The organism is Prochlorococcus sp. RS04 (assembly GCF_001989455.1).
Taxonomy (GTDB): domain Bacteria; phylum Cyanobacteriota; class Cyanobacteriia; order PCC-6307; family Cyanobiaceae; genus Prochlorococcus_A.
On record NZ_CP018346.1, the window covers coordinates 1388483 to 1407911 of the forward strand.

Sequence of the window (19429 nt, forward strand, 5' to 3'; positions counted from 1 at the left end):
CTATAGATAAAAGCAATAGACCAAAAATAACTTGAGGAGGTGGGAATAACATCAATGAAATTTAATATTGTTAATAAGCTTTGCTTATGAAAATTTTAAAGGATAATCAATATTCTTTGGTTCTAAATGTTTTACATAACATGCTGTTGTGCAATCTACTCCCTCACTATTGATGCTACAAGAAGTTATACATTCAAAAAAACTTTCCAAAGCATCTGAATCTTTAATATTTGAATAAATTTCATTTTTCATGTTCAATCTTCCATCCTGAAGCTTATCTAGCAATTAATTTTTAATAATGTCAAATTTTAGGTAAAGTACCTATTCACCATTTTTTAAAAAAAACTATTGAATCTATAAGTTTTTTCCCACCCTTGCTCTAAAAGTTTTTTATATTCGTTTCTCGCTTCTTCGATAGATTCAACCCTAGAGCCTTTCATAACTGGCTTACTTGATCGCTTAAAAACGCAACCATAAGAGATTAAAATTGCATTAACCATATAAGAGTTCTTAGAACTATCTTCAAAAGGTTCAAATACTTTAATCCTCGATCTCGCTTTATTGATTAAAGTAAAATTTTCCATAAAAAAAGGGCGTTAGCTTCGCCCTAATCAAAAAGCGGGATAATCCCCATCACCCAGCCTTTTTAAAATCTTAGCACTACATATGGTGTTTGTAAGTATTTAAAATTACCTATTGATGGGGTTGTTTGTTTCTGTTTAATTTGTCATTATAGGAGTCCCCATCACCTAGGCTCGTAAGAGTCTTTTTTTTTGTTTTCTTGCCCTTGGGTTAATGAGTTTTTAATTAGTGTTTAAAGACTTTTTATTTAATTTTTAAATTTGATAATTAATAATTAAAAAAATAATTTTATTCATGCAAACTTACATCGTTCACTGGCAATTTCCAGATCAAGAAAGTCATATGCAAGGGGCTGAAGCTTTTGCGGGTTTTGTGGAAGGAGGATGCGAAGGTGATGAATTTGATGGGTTTAAAGTTCTCAATCGAGTAGTAAATCCTGAGGGAGCTAATGGTTGGGCAATAGTTGAATCTTCAAACCATCAGAATATTTGGAAATGGAGTAGTATCTGGGTCGATAATTTTGGCGTAGAAATTGAAGTTACACCAGTTCTAACAGATAAAGAATTTCTCTCCGTCCATAAAGAAATTGCAGCAGCCTCTAACTAATAAATAATCTTTTTAGTGTTTGACTGTTGATTTAATATAAAAGGGTAGTACATATTTTTTATGGGAAAGTTCTCTTCTGAAGAAATTGAAAGTCAATACAATTTAATAAAAATGCTTTTAGCTGAACCTGAAAAGTATAGAGATGCCATTAATGCAATAAAAAAAGATATTGCATATATGCCTGTAGAGCTTAAAAAAAAACTTGAGGAAGAAAATATTATCTTATGAATGAATCACAAATCATAATCGTTAATTTTTAAAAATTAGTAAATAGCCATTCTCGTAAACTAACCGAGAGAGTCTAAATCTCTACGACGGTGAACTGTATTTGCGTAATCTTGTGGAACTTCCTGTTCTCTCATTAAATCTGCAATTGTTGGATAATCTTTTGGATTATCAAGATCTCTAGCCTTTTTATCTTGAATTGCGAATGGTGATCTTTTTAAATTCATAGTCAATTTCCTCAAAATTTTTGTTGGATTCTGATTACAGATCCTGGATTGTCATGTACGTAAGTGTTGAATTCTCTCGCAAGCATTAGGCAATCGTATGCATCGCGCGCGTAGAAGCCAACTTCATGTGTCTTATTTGTTGAATCTTTGTAACTCAACACATATTTATTACAAGATTTTATTGGTGTTGAAGGCATTTAATTTATCTCCGTTACCACTAAGTTCTAACTAGGGATGCTTATCAATCGACTTATAAAAATGTACGGTTTAAGGCACAAACATATACGGATAGAGGACTAACAACCTAATTTAAAAATTAATATAATAATCATTTAGATCCGCAAAGAAAGAAAATATTATCGTTAAACCTTAAGAACTATTTTCAGTATTACCCTTTTTTTGCAAGAAAGTTTTGAAGATAATGTTTTTTACAAACAAATCAACTATCTCGCTAAATAAGTTTGTTCAAGATTATAAATATATTTTTCTCCATCATCATCATCGTCATCATCATGGAAGGAAGAGATTAATACATAAACTCCTCCGAGTCCTAATAACATAGATAAATAAAGAATAGGGTCTGTCATAACTCAAGTTTGAATCATTCAAATTAAATTTGAGGAAGCTTTTCAATATCTATATTTTCTTTTAATTATTTGAGAAAACGGAAAGTAGCCCTAATATAAGTTTAATTTACTGTTTTGGTGAGTTTTAAAAATATTTTAAAAATCAATGTGCGGAAGATTTGAGCTGAAAACTAAATTTGAGAAGTTGCCAAAGGTTTTGAAACAAGACTATCCAAGTGGACTTGATTCTAAATATGAAACTCAAAGTCTAATAAGACCTAATGATCCTGTTCTTGTAATTAAAAACGAAGGAAAAATTAAAACTACTTTTATGACATGGGGTTTTATTTCTCCTTGGGCGAGAGATCCATTTGATAAAAAGAGACCAAGACCCTTTAATGCAAGATCGGAAACTGTAGAAGAAAAAAAATTATTTTGTGGAAGTTGGAAACATAAAAGGTGCCTAATACCTGCGAGCGGTTTTTTTGAAAAAAAATATCGTGTTCGAAAATCGAATTATGAGACTTTTTGGTTGGGCGGAATTTGGAGTAAGTGGACTTCACCAGATGGAGCAGAACTTGAGAGTTGCTGCGTTTTAACAACTGAACCAAATGATTTAATTAAACCTTTACATCACCGCATGCCTGTTATCGTTCCTAATGGATATGAGGAACAATGGACAGAGCAAGTCAAAGATGCAGATGAATTAAGAGGATTATTTGCAATCATGATGAGTTGGTCTCCTGGTGGTTGGCTAGTAGAGGATGTAAAGAAAAAAGAAACTGATCAAATGAGTTTGTTTTAAATGGAACACTTACTAATTCCAAGGTTAGATTAATGGCTAAATCTTATTGGTTGATTAATTCAAATAGATCAGAAGTTAAAAGATTTATGAAAAACGAGAAGAGTATTGATGGAGTTTTTGAATATATGTTTATAGATACTGGAAAAATAGTGGGGGGATTAGGAAACAAACCACCAGTAATGACAAATACAGTTTCTGTTGAAATAGATTTAGCTAGAGAAATTTATGAAAGATTACTTTCTAAGGGATGGAGGAAAATTAAAAAAAATTGGAATTAAAAAAAGAGTTAGATCTGTGCGGTATAAATTACTGATGAAAATAATCTGAAACTCAATAATGAGAATGTTAACTAAAATTGACACCCGATCTAAAATATTAGGAGATTAGTAAATTATTTTTTTAATGCAGATAAAGATGAAACATATAAAATGGCTACCAGAATAAATAAATATTTAAGTGAAGTAGGTTATTGTTCTAGGAGAGAAGCAGATAGATTAATCCTAGAAGGAAAGGTAACCATTAATGGCAAAATTCCAGAAATAGGAACTAAAGTAGAAAATAGTGACCAAGTTGAAGTTAAAGGTCAAAGAATAGAAAAATCAAAGAGACAAAAAAACATATACATAGCCTTTAATAAACCTGTAGGAATTGTTTGCACAACAGATAGGAAAGTAGAACCCAATAATGTAATAGATTTCATTAAATATCCTAAAAGAATTTTCCCCATAGGAAGATTAGATAAGCTCAGTGAAGGATTGATTTTCTTAACTAATGATGGAGATATCGTAAATAAAATACTCAGGGCAAGAAATAATCATGAAAAAGAATATATTGTAAAAGTTAATCGTCCTATTAATAGCGACTTTATTCATAGTATGAGTAATGGAGTTGAAATATTAGACACAATAACTAAAAAATGTTTCGTAAAACAATTGGGGCCAAGAAATTTTAAAATAATACTCACACAGGGACTTAACCGCCAGATTAGAAGAATGTGTGAGGCCTTAGGATATAGAGTACGATCATTAAAACGTGTAAGAATTATGAATATTAAGCTAGACGTGCCAACAGGAGAATATAGAGAACTTAGTAAAGAAGAACTCTCAGAGTTAAATGGATTACTTGAAAACTCCTCAAAAACATATGACTAATCAAAAATCAATAAAACTAATTAGGAAGTTAAAGTCAATTTTTTAGCAAAAATCCAAGATTTAAACTTTTCGACTTTGGTAGAAATAATTTAAATAGTATGAAACGCTTACTACTTGCACCGCTATTAGTTAGTAATTGAGTATTATTTGATCACCTACTAAGGATTAGCAGTCCTAGCTTTTTTTGTCCAATCTTCCTCGGTTCTTCTCCAACCCTGAGCAATTAATTTTTTCCATTATTCTCTAACTTCTTCTTTCTTAAATTTTTTTCTGGTTTTCATGACAGGTGGTTCTTTGCCCCATGTAGAAGTAACCTTTCCAGAATCAACAAAAATATATTTAAAAATTGATCTTTATTATTTGTATTTTCTATAAGCCTTTTATACTTAATGTTTTTTGAATTGACCAAATAATAAGACCTATTCATTACTTTTTTAAGGATAAAAGTCTACTTTCCAACGCATCAGGCAATAACTTAATGGGTTATATCCATTACAATTCCAGAACTTGAATATTTTTACAGCGAAATGGTGGAAATTAGCATCATTGAAAAATGCCCAACCAAAATAAATAGCAAATGCAGTTACAACAAACGCAGCATATTGAAGCCAATGTGTTCCAGAGTTGTCTACACCATTTTTGTCAAAATTAGAATTACTCATTTAAAGGATTGGATAAGCTATCCATCCAAATAAAGTGTAGTTAATAATAACAGCCATGAAACCTATCATTGCAAGCCTTCCATTTGTTCTTTCCGCAATAAACCAATAGGTATTTGGCCATTCAAAATTTTCACCCATATTGAATTTTTGATCTTCTGAAATTAAGTCCTCTTTAGAAGTATTATCTTGGTCAAGATAATAATTACTATCTGGGTAAAAACTTTCGCTTGAAAAGTTATCTTTAAACTTACTCATTATTATTTGAAAATTAATATCTATATATTAAAAAATAAAAAGGCCAAATAGGTTAAATAAGCATTTCATTATTGAATCGCTATATAATCGCTAAAAAAATTCAAGGGAAAAAATATAGCTACTTGTAATAAACACTATTTAAACGAAAAGCATTTGAATTTATTCGATCAAAAAAACTCCTTAAAAATATTGAAAGTGAATACAAAGAAAATTAATGGTGCAAATTTTTTAATATCTTTTTCAAGAAAAGCTGCTTACTAGAATCTTTGTCTTTATAAGATAGTTCGTTTGCTAAATACAAAAGGAAATGGTTTAAAAGATTGTGATAAGGAATTTAAAGGAGAATTGACGTGACATTATTTAGTGGGCTTTTTATGAATCTAAAGTTGAAATGAAATAGTTTAAATATGATTAATGTATAGACAAAATATTGCTTTTATAGCAGAAGAATTTTTTTTGAAATGGCAAATTACAAGATCAATGGTCCAAGCTTTGTAGTATCTTGTTCTGAGAAAGTAAAGATCCCATTAATGGTATGTTCTCATGAAAGAAGCGGGACTCATTTCATGATGAACTCAATTTCAGAATGTACTGAATACACTGTTAGTCCATTCTTAAACTTTGACTATATGCCTTTAGGTTCTTTTGTTAATTTTTTTTCAAAGGAAAGTATAAATAAATTTCTTTTATCTCTTCAAGACATTAGTAGAAATGAATATAGTACTAATTGTGTTAATAGTATTATAAAGTCCCATTTTCCTTTAAGTCTTTTAGATCATAATAATAATTTATGTAGAGTGATATACATTTATAGAAATCCTGAGGAGGTTTTTATTTCTTATTGGAAGTTTTTGCATAGATGGAATTGGTTGGAAGGCCCAAAGTTAAGTTCACCCTTAGAACTAATTAAAACCAATCCAAAAGGCCAGTCGCAAAGATATCAAATAGAAAATTATACGAATTATTTTGCGAGATGGGCATCACACATAATTGATGCGAAAAACGCATCAAGAAATTCATCGAATATAGTTTTAGTAAATTATTCGGAATTGAAAAATAACTTTGAAAAAACGATTGAATATATATGCCATAAACTCAAGATCAATATGTTCCAGCAACCAATAAAACCAAATAAAGAAAAATTCATTTACGGAAAAGCAATAGAGATTTGTGATCAAGAAAAAATATTAATGAAGAATTTTATTAAAGAAGAAATTAAAAAATTTCCAAATTTGCCAAATGATTTATTAAATTTGTTTTAATATTGCAAACCATATAGGTTTTAGCATTTAGTACTCTGCATATGACTTTTCTTCAGTAATTTCTGAATTAGATAATTGATTTATTCTTTTTTTTATTTCTGCACGTTTATCATTTTTAAAATAAACAGATCTGGCTAATTCAATGAAAATATTGTCGAATTCTTTGTTTTTCTCTTTTATTCTTATTTGGTCCTCAATGTTCCATAATGTTAGGTTTATCTCTTTAAGCTGGGTAAATAAATCATCAGTTATTTCTATTTGATGTTTTTCCATCAATTTTCTCAAAAAAGAAAGTTCTTTTAATACATTTTCCAATTTAGAGTTTTGTAATTTATTTGTTTTGATTTCAAGGATGGTAATTTTGTCTACTAGCTCTCCAATTGAGATTGGTGCATTAATAATTTTTTTTTTAATAGAGGAATTTTTCATATTTAATTATTTAAAAAATTATTTAGTTTTATTGAAACCCTTATCATTACTTCCCGCCAATTATTTCTCTCAATTTGGCGAAATATTTCCATGTTTTCGTACCAGAAGGTATGGTTACCTTTTAAACCCCACCTCCAATCAGGGATTTTCTGAAGTAATAGCCATGTTTTTTTTCCCATGCCAGCAGCTAAGTGAGCAATCGCAGAGTCTGAAGTAATAATTAAATCACAATTAGCAATAATTGATGATGTTTCAACAAAATCCCAGATCTCATTGACATCTTTTTGAAAATCAACAAATTTATTCTTAAATAAGCAATCTTTTAATTGTTCCTCTCCATAACCTTTTTGTAAGGATAAAAATTTGCATTTACTATTTTCAGCTAATGTTGAAAATTCGTTAAGTAATAAAGATCTACCTTTATGAATTCCTTGCTCAGTTTCAGGGTTACCTTGCCAATGAATGCCAATTATTTTCTCTTCATATTGTGAAAATAATAATTTCCATTTATTAATTAAATATTCATCAGAATTGATATAGGGAGCTTTTATTCGTTGATTACTTGGACTAATATTAAGTATTTTTGGAAGTGATAATAATGGAATCCATTTGCCTTCTGAAAATTTATTTGCTTGATTTGGAGACAGTGGATCAAAGTCTATTTTTGAATTTTTGATTACACCGTGAAGCTTTTCTTGAGCACAAAAATAAACCTTTTGATCTTTTTTTCTTAATAAAGGTAAAAATCTCATGAACTGGAGGGTATCTCCTAAACCTTGTTCTGAAACAATTAATAACTTATTAGGCCTCTCTGAATCCTCCCCACTCCAAATAGGAATGTTGGGAGATGCGTGAGGAAGGATTCTTATGTTTGTATGCTTATACCTGTATTCATAATTTTTCAACCCCTCCTTGTAATTTCCTTTAAGTAAAAAGATTTTACTTAAATTTTTTCTAGCTATTGCGTTTTTCGGATTAAGTTTTATTGCCTTAAAAAAACTTGAGGTAGCGGAATCAAAATCCTCTATTTCAAATTGAGCATAACCCAAATTATTGTAAAACTGGACTGAATTTTTATTGAGCTTAATTGCTTTTAAGTAAGATTTAATAGCTGAATGAAAATCTTCTTTTTTTTGTAAGGTTATTCCAATTTCATTGAACACCAAATCAAGGGAATTAACATTTTTGAGCTTTAATATTGTTTCGAAAGTTTCCAAAGCTTTTTCTAAATCACCTTTTTGTTGATAAATTCTTCCTAAATTAAAAAGTGTAGAAAAACTATTTGAATCTATTTTTAAGGCCTTTAAGTAGACTAATTCAGCAGCTTTAAAATTACCTGACTTTGAATATGCAATTGCAAGGTTGTTATAGATTCTCTCGTTATGGGGGGATAATTCTATCGCTTTTAAATAATAATTAATTGATGATTCTATATTTCCTTTTTTAAAAAAAGCTACTCCAAGCATATTTAGAGCATTTGAGTCTTCAGGTCTTATTTTTATTGTGTTTAAGAAAGAATGTGCAGCATTATCAAAATCCCCTTTTTTTAAATAAATAATGCCTAAATTAAAATGTCCTTCGGCGTATTTTGGGTTTAGCTTGGTTGAATACGTTAAGTATTCGAACATTTCTTCAACATTTCCTTTTTTTCCACTTAAAACTGCCAAGCTTCCATAAACAGAATAATTATTAGTTCCACTTGAGATAATTTCTCTAAATAAATTTTCTGCCTCTAGATAGTTGCCTTTTTTTAAGGCTTTAAATGCTAGTATTTCTTTTTTTATTTTCTCTTCCATCTAATATATTTTATTTGCGAAATTTACTAATGGATATAGTTAAATGATAGTAAATGAAAAGATTTTCTTTGACAGTAATTGTAACGATAAGGATTATTTATGGCTCTGGATTATTTTGGTTACTATGGCATTAATAAAGGAATAAATTGAATGACTAATAAATGGAATGACAAATCTTGGCAAAAAGATTTTTTGAACATGAAGTCACATTCTCCTGCTGATGTGAAGCTATTAATGGGATGTGTAAAAGGATTAAAAGATGCCTGGCGTTTAGGTGTTCTTCATGTTGTATACGAAAGAATGAAGAAAAAACAAATGCGACAAGAACAACAGTCTTAGCGTTCGTAAAAGATCCTGTTGGACATAAGATAGAGTTAATTGAAGGAGACTTATGAAGGAATTAGAAGAAAATACTATTGAACAAATAAGAACTCTTCTAAATTATTTAGAGCAAACAGATCTATTAACAAAAAAGGATATACTTAGGTGTTTAGATGTAATAGCAAGAGAGTATGGCGGAGAAGTAGTTGACAAAAATTAAATGGCAAATCCAGATCAAAAAACAATATTGCTAGAACAAGCTTATGACGAACTAAAGGCAATTTGCATCAAGTTCCAAGACGAATCTGGAGCTACAGATATGGAAGTAAAAACTTTACTTAGGGAACTTGCGAGGGTTTATGAGAAAGATATTGATGACAACTATGACATAGATTGGGAAGTTTAAATGAGTTTATTTGATATTCTTTTGCTATAAATTAATTGAGGCCAGACCTCGTCAGCACACTCTACGTTTGCTGCAAGACATAAATTGATTCTATATAGTTGCGAGTCGATTTAATAACCCTTTCAGTAGTTGGAATTTCTGGAAGGGTTTCTTGTTACTGATATTTATTTAGTAATCGGTTATAAATTACCAACAATACAATTACCCCCGCTATTCCATAAATTGCATGGGATGGGTCGTGATGATTCTGCCAAAGCTCTTTTAAAAATCCCTTCAAAACTTCAAGGCCATTGCCTAATGAGAATAACACCCATAAGATTTTTCATAAATTAATTTGCATAATTTCTTACAACTGGTAATTTTAGTGGGCTTCAATAAATTCAAATGCAAGATAAAAAAATTGAAAAGATAGCTGCAGTTGCAGTAAATATAACAAAGGTGCTGGTAATAATTTATTTAGGCTTCGTAGAAGTATTTAAAATTGGCAAATTACTTAGAGAGAAGTTAGATGTTGAATTTGATATTTCTCGAAAATGGGCTTCACAAAATTATTCAATTCTAAAAAAACGACTAGCGGAACGAAAAGTAGCGGGTGTTATAGAAAATTAGTAAGCGTTTTATTTACGCAACAAGTTTGATCGAATATACGGCATCCTTACAATTATTTTTTTTATCCCATTCCTTTGCGAAAGGAGATTCCATCTCTGCACCTAATTTTTCTAAGTCGGTACAGTTCATTAACAAATGAGATTTGTGTTCATTCACTTTTACAAACTCATAATCAGTTACAAACTCCTTACACATTTCATCAAGAAATAAAGTCGTTACATCATTTTTAAATTCTTCAAATGTACAGCTAAAAGTTGAGATTATGAGAGTATTCATTAAAAAAAAGGAGCTAATTACCCCTTATTTTAGATCGACTTTCAATCAATTAGTAATTAATTAATTTTCTTTTTCCATCTCTAGTTTCTACTTTATTTATTCTTAAACCTATAAAAGCAGCCCAAATAACTGCAAATAAAATTGGTAAAAAAATGATTGCAAGTTTCATCATTGTTTTAATCCTGTTATTTGCTCAAAAGAATACCCTTTAAATAAATAGGAAAAAATAGGTACTTTATCTAATTAAGCAGCATCATATTCTTCATCTTCAAGCTCTCTCATAAATCTTTTATCTAATAAGTAAGCGTCTAAAAGCTCTGCTGCCATCAGTATCTCAGGAGCATTTTTAGATACTTCTTGTTGATCTTTGTCTAATAAGTAATTGTCTAAAAGCTCTAGATTGTTATTTTCTTTAATTTCTTTATCGCTGTCTAATAGCTCTCTTATATAGGTATATACAAGCTTTTTGTCGTACCCACTTTCTCTAATTTCTTTTATCATTTCGATTGGAATTTTCATAATCGTCAATCCCTATGTGACAGTCTTTTAGAGGAAAATAAGCCTAAATAAGCCAGTAATAGAGGTATTTAGAGCAAATTAGAGCCCATAGACGCATACTTACGAAAAAATAAGGAAAAAGCAAGAGAATTACCATTAAGCAGAATTGAAGTTGTCCACTATTTGTCCATTTTAGGCGTGGACAAATTTCTCAATAAAAAAGCGAGTCTGGGAAACTCACTAGTAGGATTGGTTTTAAAGAGTCGGGGCGACAGGATTCGAACCTGCGACCTAGTGCTCCCAAAGCACCTGTGGGAAATGCTAAATAAATCTAAAAAGAATATTTTTCATAATTGGGAATAATCTAAAGCCTTTTTTTGTCTTTTCTTTTGGAAGAAGAAAATTCTTGCAATACTTATCACTATCTCCAACAAGCTTTTCTAATTCCAATTTTGATTCTTTATAGCTTTGACTTTTTTTATCACCAAGTTGATAAGTACATAAGAATTTCAATCTTTCATTTCTGATCACTGGTTGTAATTGCCTGATAAGAAAAAATATTGTGAGTGAAAGGCTTATGAAACCAGCAAAAATAATAAATGAGGAAAAAATTGATGAAGAAAAGGAATAATTAGTTTTCTTTTTTACTATCTTTCTAGGCTTGGAATGAACTTTTTTTCTTGTTGGATTTTTTCTTCCCTTAACACCATTCCGAGATAATCCTTTAGTTCTTTTTTTAAACAAACTTCTTAAGGAATATGCACATATGTTTCTTTTATCGTTTAGAAGGTAACAAAACAAGTTATGAACGCATAAAAAGTTTTATAAGGTATTTAAAAACAATTCCTAGTAAAGTTATTTATTTTTCCCAATTTTTTCCCAAGGTGGGTTTTGGCCTTCGCTGAAAAGCCAGTCGGGGCGGGGAGATTCGAACTCCCGACCTAATGCTCCCAAAGCAATTGGGTATTAACATAAAATTAATCTATAATCCCATTTTTATTAAAATCAATATTAAAAATACTTTCATATCCGTTACTTGTTGTCTGTGCATCAGTTAACCAGCCACTCCCAGTTGTCATAACACCAGAAGAATTTGTTGACCATATATAGTTATAGCCTTCTCTATACGAGCCATCGCTACCTTCAAATAAGACATCAAATCCACTGCCAGTCTGTTTTGCAGCAGTGACATCCCATAGAGAAGAACTATCGTCAGAATAAGTTCCACCTTCACTGTTTTTAAGAGTATAGATATCTGAGCTGCCAAATAATTGATAGGCAGATCCTCCAGAAATTAGTCCATCATTATTAAAATCTTTGCCAAATTTATTTTCATAACCACTGGCATGGCTTGCTGTCTGTGCATCAGTTAACCAGCCACTCCCAGTTGTCATAACACCAGAAGAATTTGTTGACCATATATAGTTATAGCCTTCTCTATACGAGCCATCGCTACCTTCAAATAAGACATCAAATCCACTGCCAGTCTGTTTTGCAGCAGTGACATCCCATAGAGAAGAACTATCGTCAGAATAAGTTCCACCTTCACTGTTTTTAAGAGTATAGATATCTGAGCTGCCAAATAATTGATAGGCAGATCCTCCAGAAATTAGTCCATCATTATTAAAATCTTTGCCAAATTTATTTTCATAACCACTGGCATGGCTTGCTGTCTGTGCATCAGTTAACCAGCCACTCCCAGTTGTCATAACACCAGAAGAATTTGTTGACCATATATAGTTATAGCCTTCTCTATACGAGCCATCGCTACCTTCAAATAAGACATCAAATCCACTGCCAGTCTGTTTTGCAGCAGTGACATCCCATAGAGAAGAACTATCGTCAGAATAAGTTCCACCTTCACTGTTTTTAAGAGTATAGATATCAGAGGTACCAATGAGTTTATAGCCATCAGAACTTAGAAAAGCTCCATTTCTTAGATTAGATGCTGTATAAGTAGTTGAGTTAAAAGTTAGATTTTCTATCGTTGTAAGAGAATCGGTTCCATCTCTATTAGAGGTATTATCTGTAATCTTTATAGTCTGATTATCTGCACTTTTCCAAACTGTGTAATTGTATATATCTGCTGAGAATTGAGCAGTATCTGTGCCTGTACCACCAGTTAAAGTATCATCACCAGAACCTCCAATTAAAGTATCGTTTCCAGAACCACCATCTAAAGTATTATTACCAGAATTTCCGGTAAGAGTATTATCTAAAGAATTACCCGTTGCATCTATATTGCTTGATCCCGTGAGAGTTAAATTTTCTACATTATTGGATGCTGTGTAGGTAACAGAAGATTGTATTAAATCTGTTCCTTCTGAAGAATTTTCTGTAACAGTATCGCTGGTACTGTCCACCAAATAAGTATCATTACCAGCTCCTCCAATTAAAGTGTCATCACCAGCGCCTCCATTAAGAAGATTATTATATTCATTCCCAACTAAAGAATCATTATTTGATCCCCCAGTTGCATTTTCGATTATACAGTTTCCTGTTGAATTGAAAGCGATTGTGTAACCAATATTCTGAGTTCCAAGTCTTGAGATAAAACCGCCTCCGCCAAGAGAGTTTTCTAATGTTGCATTTCTTAGATCAATAGTCACTGAATCTGTTTGTCCAGCTGCAGTTATAGTATCTTCACCCCCATTGTCCCAGAGGCAATTCCATCCATTCAAATTAGAGTTATCTAAGGAGTATGTATTATTTCCTGTTGATGCATTAGTATTGGCGCCATAAAGAGCTTGGGTTGCAGCAATATCAAAAGCGCCTAGTGTCTCTAAAAATCCAGATGAAGCAGAATAAGAAGAAGGGTTATAGTCATTACTACCAACTGTGTTATAACTCATAACGGTATAGGGAGACGCACTTAATCCATGATCTCCTGTATCATTACTATTCAATACACCTGGAAATACTGCAGTGTTATCGTGTGGGTGGGCAATTCCCATTGAATGGCCAAGTTCATGCATAGCCAATTCAAGTAGGAAGGTTCCTGGTGAAAATATATCTGATCTATCGGGCACTCCATCGGTAGAATATTCTGTATAATTGACAGTTGTTAAACCAGTGGGTGTGGTGGATGCATAAAGATAAGATCCTGTTGTATCGGGAGGCGAAGCCCAGCCAGCAGCACCAATACTCTCTTCCTTATTAAGAGAAGCCCAAAGAATATGAGATTCACTTGCTGTTCTTCCTTCTGAGAAAGTAATATTGGCTACTGAAGAAAATGCATTCATAGCTGAGATATATCCAGTTCTCTCCTGGGCTAGTAAAGGCCCAGCTTTAAATTGCCCCATAGTTATATCGTCGTCATAAATAAAGAACTTCAAAGCAGTTGTAGTTGTTGTTGGATTTGCACTCCCCCATTTACAACCATTACCCCATTTAAGTCCTTGCATAAATACATTAGTATGATCAATACCAGACCAAATATCCGATAAAGATAAGTCTGCATTTGGAGCAAAATCTCCAAAATCTCTTACTGTAGAGACTATTTCAGGTGTCGAATTAACAGTAGTCGTGAGACGATAACTTCCTGTGGAACTACTTAACCACGGAGCAGATTTTGCCGCCAAGAAGTATGTACCAGTATTTGATGCTGTAAAACTAATTCTTGATTCAAATAATCTTTCTCCTCCATCATCGTCTGACTTTAAAAGAGACGGTGAGTAATCAAACAGTTCGAGATATGGGTCAAATAATGTACCATGTCCAGACCCTCTTCCCGTAAGTTCAAAAGTATAACTAGCTCCTCGAATAAGTCTTATTGCAACAGCATCTTTATCTCCTGAATAGCTTATATTTCCTGAAAAAGTATCTCCTGCCGAAATGGCGTATGGAGTATTTTTACTGTAAGGAGCATCAGAAGTTTCTACAATATTTCTCAGAGAATTTGAACCAATGTAATTCAATCCCTCTTCACTATGAATATTTCGTTCACCATAACTACATAAAACACACAAGTTTCAAATTTTGTAGTAATTTTTTTTATGTTATCTAATTCTTTCTTAAGTATTTAACTAAAATGTTCAATTTTTAATAATTTATTTCCGATCTGACTTTATTCCTCGAAGTGCGTCAAATGCTTTATCAATAGTATCTGTCAATAAAGTTATTAAACGTTTTTTTCTTACGATAAAGTTAACGGAAACACTTTGGCCAGATTTTATTTCATAATTTTTTTTATTTAAATTAAAATATTGCCTTTCTAAGCTTACTAATACAGGAAATCTTGATTGAGGATTTTGTTGATCAGCGGGTAAAACTTCTTCTCCTACTAATTTTAATTTGCCTTTTATTGAACCAAATTCTGTAAAAGGAAAAGCATCAACTCTTATTTCAGCTTTCATATTTGGTGTAAGAAAACCTACATCTTTGTTAGTAAGAAAAACTTTAGCCTCTAAATCACCATCAGGAACAATTTTCAAAAGTACTTCTCCTTCGGTCACTGCATATCCTTTACTAGATGGTATTAAGTTAAATACAACGCCATCCACTGGTGATGACAATCTAGTCCTTGCATCCATCGCTTTTATTTCTTCAATTTTAGAATTAGCTTGATTTAACTTCAATTTGATATCTTGAACAGCAATTTTTTTTTCTAAATAATCTACTTTAGAAATTGCGCCCTCTTTAAAAAGCGTTTCATAGATGTCTAAAATATTTTGACTGATTTTTAGTGATTCATAAAGATTTTCAACATTTAATCTCAATCCTTGAATCTGAGCCTGATATATTGAAGAATCTAATTTGATTAAAATTTCTCCATTTTTAACCTTTTGCCCCTCATTAACTTTAATATTTTTTATGGTTCCTCCTATTGGAGATTTAATTGGTCGTTCTGAACCTTTAGCTTGTAATTCCCCTTTTGCAATTACAACTTCATCTATACGAACAATAGAAGAATATATAAATCCAACACTAACGGTACTAATAATTGACCAAAGAAGTCTTCTGTTCCATCTTTGAGAAGATTCGAATCTTGGTTCTTCATTACTGGAATTACTACTTATCCAAGATTTTAAGTTTTTGAGCTTAAATTCTTTTTTTATCATTTTAGTTCTGACTTTTGCTGTTTAAATAAAGTTGCATAACGACCATTTATTTTTATAAGTTCTTCATGAGTTCCTTGCTCTACTAGTAGACCTTTGTGCAAAACAAGAATTTTATCTGCATGTATTAAATTTGTTAGACGATGAGTAATAAATAATACAGTTTTGTTTTTAAAAAGATTTGCCAATTCATTTGTAACCTGATATTCAGTATCAACATCAAGAGAGCTAGTAGCTTCATCTAATATCAACATTTTTGGTTGTTTTAAAACCATTCTTGCAATAGCAACTCTTTGTCTCTGTCCTCCTGAAAGATTTGATCCTCTTTCACCTACTTTTGTAGAATAGCCGGAAGGTAAATCTTGAATAAAAGAATGAGCACAAGCAACTTTAGCTGCAGTTTGAATTTCTTCAAATGATGCTTCTGGACGAGCCAAAGCAATATTATCCTTAATAGATCCTTCAAATAGTAAAGAATCCTGAGGAACTACACCTATTTGAGATCGTAATGAATAAAGATCTACTTTCGATATGTCTGTTTTATCAATTTCAATAAATCCGCCTTTAGGTTCAAAAAGTCTTATTAGCATTTTTACTAATGTGCTTTTCCCGGAACCACTGCTTCCTACTATTCCAACAAATTCTCCTGGTTGAATTTCAAAATTTATATTTGAAAGTTGAGGAGGACCAGAATTATCAAATCTAAAATTTACACTTTTGTACTTAACTTGGCCTTTTATAGGAGAAAGAGGAGGAAGATTTTGGCCGGCTATCTCAATTTCTTCTTTTTGATCAACTACATCAGATAATCTCTCCAGAGAAATAATTGTTTCTTGAAAGTTTTGCCAAAGACTCACAATTCTCAACATTGGCCCAGTGACGTAACCTGATAGGATCCGAAAAGCGAATAGTTCTCCTATTGTCATTTGACCCTTTAATACGAGAGTTGCACCTGCCCAAATAACTATGAGTCCAGAAACTTGCTGTAGAAAATTACTTGCCGCCCCAGCAGAGGTGCTTGTTATTGTATTTTTAAATCCCTCTTTAATTTGACGTTCATAAAATTTCTCCCATCTCCACTCACTATATAATTCTATACCTTGCCCTTTTATTGTTTCCATTCCTGAGAGAGTTTCAACTAGATGGCTATTAACTTGAGCACTAGCATTAGCTTTTTTACGAAGCTGTTCTTTAATAATGGGAGAAATGAAATAAGAAAGAAGAATGAAAAAAGGAAGAACTGCTAAAGAGAAAAAAGTTAATCTTACAGAGTAAACCAGCATGACTCCCACATAAATTATAGAAAATGTGGCATCTAAAAAAGCTGTTAATGCAGTCCCAGTAAGAAAACCTCTTATTTTTTCTAGCTCATTAATCCTATTACTTACTTCACCAACAGGTCTGGTTGAAAAATAATTTAAAGGTAAACGCAATAAGTGATGAATAATTGTTGAACCTAAGGAAATGTCAATCCTATTAGTAGTATCTGCAAAAAGATAAGTTCTTAATGAAGATATTACTCCTTGAGCAATCGCCATAATTATTAGAAGAATCCCCAATATATTTAGGCTTGTTATGTTGCCTTGATTTATAACTGCGTCAATAATTTGCTGGATTAACAAAGGATTAAAAAGACCTAGTAATTGAGCAAAGAAACTAGCTGCTACTACTTGTAAAAGGCTAAAACGATGCTTATATATAGAAGGTAAGAACCATTTCCAACCAAAACGTACCTTTGGTGAAAAAGATGTGCGTTCAATGTATAAAACTTTAAAATCTTTTTTAGTCTTTAAATTAAAAATCTTCTCATTAGACAACCATTTATTTCCTTCTAAAGGATCACCAATAAATGATTTTGCCCCTGATTGTTCCCATATAACTATAGGTTTATTCTCCATAAAAACTAAACATGGGCAGGGGACTCTTTTTGTTAATTCTTTTTCTTTTGGAGATAGTAATGAGGATTTGAGACCAATAAATTCAGAAATTGCAGCTACCTGATGAAAATCAATTCTCTTATTTTTATTCAATTTAATTTGCTCTGAAATTACTTTCCTTAATAAGTCTTTTCTAAAAGGTAAATCATAAAATTGAGATAACATTCTTAAGCAAGCTAGTGTTTCTTCAAGAAGACCCGTGCCTCTTGAATGTGGATAATTATTATTTTTATTTAGACGGCCATACCAATCTTCAAGAGCCTCAAATTGAGGATTGCTAGCTTCTCTTTCTGAATTTCGTTTCTGATATTCTTCTTCATAAACATTTTGAGTATATTTTTCTTTAAAAGTACTTAATTTTTTTTGTAAATCTAAAGATATGGGAATTAATCTTGCCGGAATTGAGCCCTCTACGTTGTATTGCAGTGGTGAATTCAAAAAATATCCACAATTTAAATTCTCAATATTAGAGCTACTAATCATTAATCTCCCCTGATTTTGATTTAAGTAATTTTCTCCAGGGTCAGCATTTATAATTTTTATTGAATTAGAAAGTTCTTTTTCTAACAACTTTAATAAAGTTTTAGATTCAAATTTTTGAAAATCGCTATTATTTTTTAATGCGCTGTAAAACTCAATTAAATCAACTGTTAAAAAGGAGTTTAAGAAATCTTTTTCTTTTAAGATTAATTTTAAAAATTTATTTGCAGGGAAAAGCCATCCGCTTACATTATCTGAGGCGGCTATGGAATGATCTAAAACGCCTCTTAATAATTGAACCGCTCCAATATATTTACCTTCACTAAATGTTTTTAGAGTAAAAATTTCCCCGCTATTACTTTTAACTAATAAACGTAATTTCCCCTTTAAAATAAAAAATAAACCTGGAACATCTTGATTAAAATCACAGAGTTTTTCACCTGGTTCAAGGCTTAATGGTACCAAATGATCAGAAATCGATTCTAAGATTTCAATTCTTAAATTAAAATAATTTTTTAAAAATTCAGTTTTACTCAAAATTTTATCATTATTGAATATTTGTTCTTAAAGAATTTTTTTTGATGAAACTATCAATAGAATTATTCAAAAAAACTCCTCCAAGTTCTAAAGCTAATTTGTTAATTATTTCATCATTAAGTGAGGTATTTAACAATTTTTCTTTCCTAATAATAACCCACCAGTTATCAATCATTCTTGGAGAGCAGAGTTTACCTTCTTCACTTATTTGAAGTAAATGAGCTAGTAAAGGGTGAGCATTACCTAGAGGAACTGGTCCTATATGTCCATTTGTTTTCTTTTCTATCCCCTCTGAATATTTAGATGCAATATCTTCAAATGTTTCTTCTTCTTCTTTGATTCTTAGAAATAATTCATTCGCTAAATTTTGATTTTTAACTCGAATAATTGAATATTCAATCATGTCTAAATAAGATTTTCTTTCTAAATAATAATTTGATATTTTATCTTCAAAATTGTTGACGCACCAAAATGACCATTGCCATTTTCTTACAATAAAAACTTCCCATTTTTCATCTATTAGCCCATTTAAAATTTTCCAAGAATTTAAAGCTTCTTCCGATTCGATTTTATTGAAACGACACCATTGCTTTACTAAATTATTAAATTCATCTTGATTAGGTAAACGAATAGATGAAATATTTTCATCGATAATCTCTTCTGCTTTTATCTGTCTAAGCAATCCCCAAGATGCAATTTTTTTATAAAAAGAATTTTCCATTTTTAAATAATTGTGGAAAAA

At 31.2% G+C, this 19429-nt stretch carries 28 protein-coding genes; 11 read left to right on the forward strand and 17 right to left on the reverse strand.

What is annotated here, in order from left to right; genetic code table 11:
• Window positions 1-84: 84 nt before the first annotated feature.
• Together BS621_RS09560 and BS621_RS07690 are read right to left on the reverse strand one after the other, a co-directional pair.
• On the reverse strand, window positions 85-252 hold the full coding sequence (locus BS621_RS09560) for a hypothetical protein (RefSeq protein WP_198025632.1): 168 nt from the start codon (window positions 250-252) through the stop codon (window positions 85-87).
• 83 nt (window positions 253-335) lie between these two features.
• Window positions 336-584, reverse strand: coding sequence for a DUF1651 domain-containing protein (locus BS621_RS07690; RefSeq protein ID WP_077142397.1), 249 nt, complete (start codon window positions 582-584; stop codon window positions 336-338).
• Window positions 585-876: 292 nt separating this feature from the next.
• On the opposite strand from BS621_RS07690, the gene BS621_RS07695 reads away from it, so the two are divergent.
• Both BS621_RS07695 and BS621_RS07700 read left to right on the forward strand, forming a co-directional pair.
• Complete coding sequence (locus tag BS621_RS07695) at window positions 877-1188, forward strand: DUF3303 domain-containing protein (protein WP_011818695.1); 312 nt, start codon at window positions 877-879, stop codon at window positions 1186-1188.
• 60 nt (window positions 1189-1248) lie between these two features.
• Complete coding sequence (locus tag BS621_RS07700) at window positions 1249-1416, forward strand: chorismate-binding protein (RefSeq protein WP_077142398.1); 168 nt, start codon at window positions 1249-1251, stop codon at window positions 1414-1416.
• Window positions 1417-1475: 59 nt separating this feature from the next.
• Here the strand turns inward: BS621_RS07700 and BS621_RS09565 are convergent, their stop codons facing one another.
• From BS621_RS09565 to BS621_RS09570, 3 genes are all read right to left on the reverse strand, one after another.
• Complete coding sequence (locus BS621_RS09565) at window positions 1476-1640, reverse strand: hypothetical protein (protein ID WP_198025631.1); 165 nt, start codon at window positions 1638-1640, stop codon at window positions 1476-1478.
• Between the two features lie 11 nt (window positions 1641-1651).
• Window positions 1652-1837, reverse strand: coding sequence for a hypothetical protein (locus tag BS621_RS07705; protein ID WP_025891023.1), 186 nt, complete (start codon window positions 1835-1837; stop codon window positions 1652-1654).
• A 246-nt stretch (window positions 1838-2083) separates the two neighbouring features.
• Window positions 2084-2227 carry a hypothetical protein gene (locus BS621_RS09570; protein ID WP_198025630.1) on the reverse strand — a complete coding sequence of 48 codons (144 nt, stop codon included), beginning with the start codon at window positions 2225-2227 and terminating at the stop codon, window positions 2084-2086.
• A 145-nt stretch (window positions 2228-2372) separates the two neighbouring features.
• Here BS621_RS09570 and BS621_RS07710 point away from each other — a divergent pair, with 145 nt between their 5' ends.
• The 3 genes from BS621_RS07710 (at window position 2373) to rluF (ending at window position 4162) form a co-directional block, all read left to right on the forward strand.
• Window positions 2373-3011, forward strand: coding sequence for an SOS response-associated peptidase (locus BS621_RS07710; protein WP_077142399.1), 639 nt, complete (start codon window positions 2373-2375; stop codon window positions 3009-3011).
• A 32-nt stretch (window positions 3012-3043) separates the two neighbouring features.
• Window positions 3044-3289: a DUF1651 domain-containing protein gene (locus BS621_RS07715; RefSeq protein WP_077142400.1), complete on the forward strand. Its 246-nt coding sequence runs from the start codon at window positions 3044-3046 to the stop codon at window positions 3287-3289.
• A gap of 150 nt (window positions 3290-3439) precedes the next feature.
• Entirely contained in the window at window positions 3440-4162 is a 723-nt protein-coding gene (gene rluF, locus BS621_RS07720; protein WP_077142401.1) for a 23S rRNA pseudouridine(2604) synthase RluF, read from the forward strand.
• A gap of 434 nt (window positions 4163-4596) precedes the next feature.
• Here the strand turns inward: rluF and BS621_RS07730 are convergent, their stop codons facing one another.
• Window positions 4597-4824, reverse strand: coding sequence for a hypothetical protein (locus BS621_RS07730; protein WP_077142402.1), 228 nt, complete (start codon window positions 4822-4824; stop codon window positions 4597-4599).
• A complete protein-coding gene (locus tag BS621_RS09575; RefSeq protein WP_077142403.1) occupies window positions 4825-5079 on the reverse strand; it encodes a high light inducible protein in 255 nt (84 codons plus the stop codon).
• A gap of 461 nt (window positions 5080-5540) precedes the next feature.
• On the opposite strand from BS621_RS09575, the gene BS621_RS07740 reads away from it, so the two are divergent.
• On the forward strand, window positions 5541-6341 hold the full coding sequence (locus tag BS621_RS07740; RefSeq protein ID WP_077142404.1) for a sulfotransferase domain-containing protein: 801 nt from the start codon (window positions 5541-5543) through the stop codon (window positions 6339-6341).
• Between the two features lie 27 nt (window positions 6342-6368).
• Here the strand turns inward: BS621_RS07740 and BS621_RS07745 are convergent, their stop codons facing one another.
• Window positions 6369-6770 carry a DUF6165 family protein gene (locus BS621_RS07745; RefSeq protein ID WP_077142405.1) on the reverse strand — a complete coding sequence of 134 codons (402 nt, stop codon included), beginning with the start codon at window positions 6768-6770 and terminating at the stop codon, window positions 6369-6371.
• Window positions 6771-6772: 2 nt separating this feature from the next.
• Entirely contained in the window at window positions 6773-8566 is a 1794-nt protein-coding gene (locus tag BS621_RS07750; RefSeq protein ID WP_077142406.1) for a tetratricopeptide repeat protein, read from the reverse strand.
• Window positions 8567-8764: 198 nt separating this feature from the next.
• Here BS621_RS07750 and BS621_RS07755 point away from each other — a divergent pair, with 198 nt between their 5' ends.
• The 5 genes from BS621_RS07755 (at window position 8765) to BS621_RS07770 (ending at window position 9902) form a co-directional block, all read left to right on the forward strand.
• Entirely contained in the window at window positions 8765-8905 is a 141-nt protein-coding gene (locus tag BS621_RS07755; RefSeq protein ID WP_225866692.1) for a hypothetical protein, read from the forward strand.
• A gap of 52 nt (window positions 8906-8957) precedes the next feature.
• Window positions 8958-9107 (forward strand): hypothetical protein, encoded by a 150-nt coding sequence (locus BS621_RS09580; RefSeq protein WP_198025629.1) that lies wholly within the window; start codon window positions 8958-8960, stop codon window positions 9105-9107.
• Window positions 9108-9293, forward strand: coding sequence for a hypothetical protein (locus tag BS621_RS07760; protein WP_077142408.1), 186 nt, complete (start codon window positions 9108-9110; stop codon window positions 9291-9293).
• Window positions 9294-9422: 129 nt separating this feature from the next.
• Window positions 9423-9626: a hypothetical protein gene (locus tag BS621_RS07765; RefSeq protein ID WP_077142409.1), complete on the forward strand. Its 204-nt coding sequence runs from the start codon at window positions 9423-9425 to the stop codon at window positions 9624-9626.
• 51 nt (window positions 9627-9677) lie between these two features.
• On the forward strand, window positions 9678-9902 hold the full coding sequence (locus BS621_RS07770) for a hypothetical protein (RefSeq protein ID WP_077142410.1): 225 nt from the start codon (window positions 9678-9680) through the stop codon (window positions 9900-9902).
• A gap of 12 nt (window positions 9903-9914) precedes the next feature.
• Here the strand turns inward: BS621_RS07770 and BS621_RS07775 are convergent, their stop codons facing one another.
• The 8 genes from BS621_RS07775 to BS621_RS07805 form a co-directional block, all read right to left on the reverse strand.
• Window positions 9915-10178: a hypothetical protein gene (locus BS621_RS07775; RefSeq protein ID WP_025932116.1), complete on the reverse strand. Its 264-nt coding sequence runs from the start codon at window positions 10176-10178 to the stop codon at window positions 9915-9917.
• A gap of 49 nt (window positions 10179-10227) precedes the next feature.
• The gene (locus BS621_RS09730) at window positions 10228-10350 is read right to left on the reverse strand and encodes a hypothetical protein (RefSeq protein ID WP_257471681.1); all 123 of its coding nucleotides are present in this window, start codon (window positions 10348-10350) and stop codon (window positions 10228-10230) included.
• A gap of 71 nt (window positions 10351-10421) precedes the next feature.
• Window positions 10422-10697, reverse strand: a complete 276-nt coding sequence (locus tag BS621_RS07780) for a hypothetical protein (protein ID WP_077142411.1) — start codon at window positions 10695-10697, stop codon at window positions 10422-10424.
• Between the two features lie 300 nt (window positions 10698-10997).
• On the reverse strand, window positions 10998-11420 hold the full coding sequence (locus BS621_RS07785) for a hypothetical protein (protein WP_025947413.1): 423 nt from the start codon (window positions 11418-11420) through the stop codon (window positions 10998-11000).
• A 233-nt stretch (window positions 11421-11653) separates the two neighbouring features.
• Window positions 11654-14593 carry a M10 family metallopeptidase C-terminal domain-containing protein gene (locus BS621_RS07790; RefSeq protein WP_198025794.1) on the reverse strand — a complete coding sequence of 980 codons (2940 nt, stop codon included), beginning with the start codon at window positions 14591-14593 and terminating at the stop codon, window positions 11654-11656.
• A 132-nt stretch (window positions 14594-14725) separates the two neighbouring features.
• A complete protein-coding gene (locus BS621_RS07795) occupies window positions 14726-15736 on the reverse strand; it encodes an HlyD family secretion protein (RefSeq protein ID WP_077142413.1) in 1011 nt (336 codons plus the stop codon).
• Window positions 15733-18687 carry a peptidase domain-containing ABC transporter gene (locus tag BS621_RS07800; protein ID WP_077142414.1) on the reverse strand — a complete coding sequence of 985 codons (2955 nt, stop codon included), beginning with the start codon at window positions 18685-18687 and terminating at the stop codon, window positions 15733-15735. The genes BS621_RS07795 and BS621_RS07800 overlap by 4 nt, the downstream gene beginning before the upstream one ends.
• A gap of 10 nt (window positions 18688-18697) precedes the next feature.
• Window positions 18698-19408, reverse strand: a complete 711-nt coding sequence (locus BS621_RS07805; RefSeq protein WP_077142415.1) for a peptidylprolyl isomerase — start codon at window positions 19406-19408, stop codon at window positions 18698-18700.
• Window positions 19409-19429 lie beyond the last annotated feature (21 nt).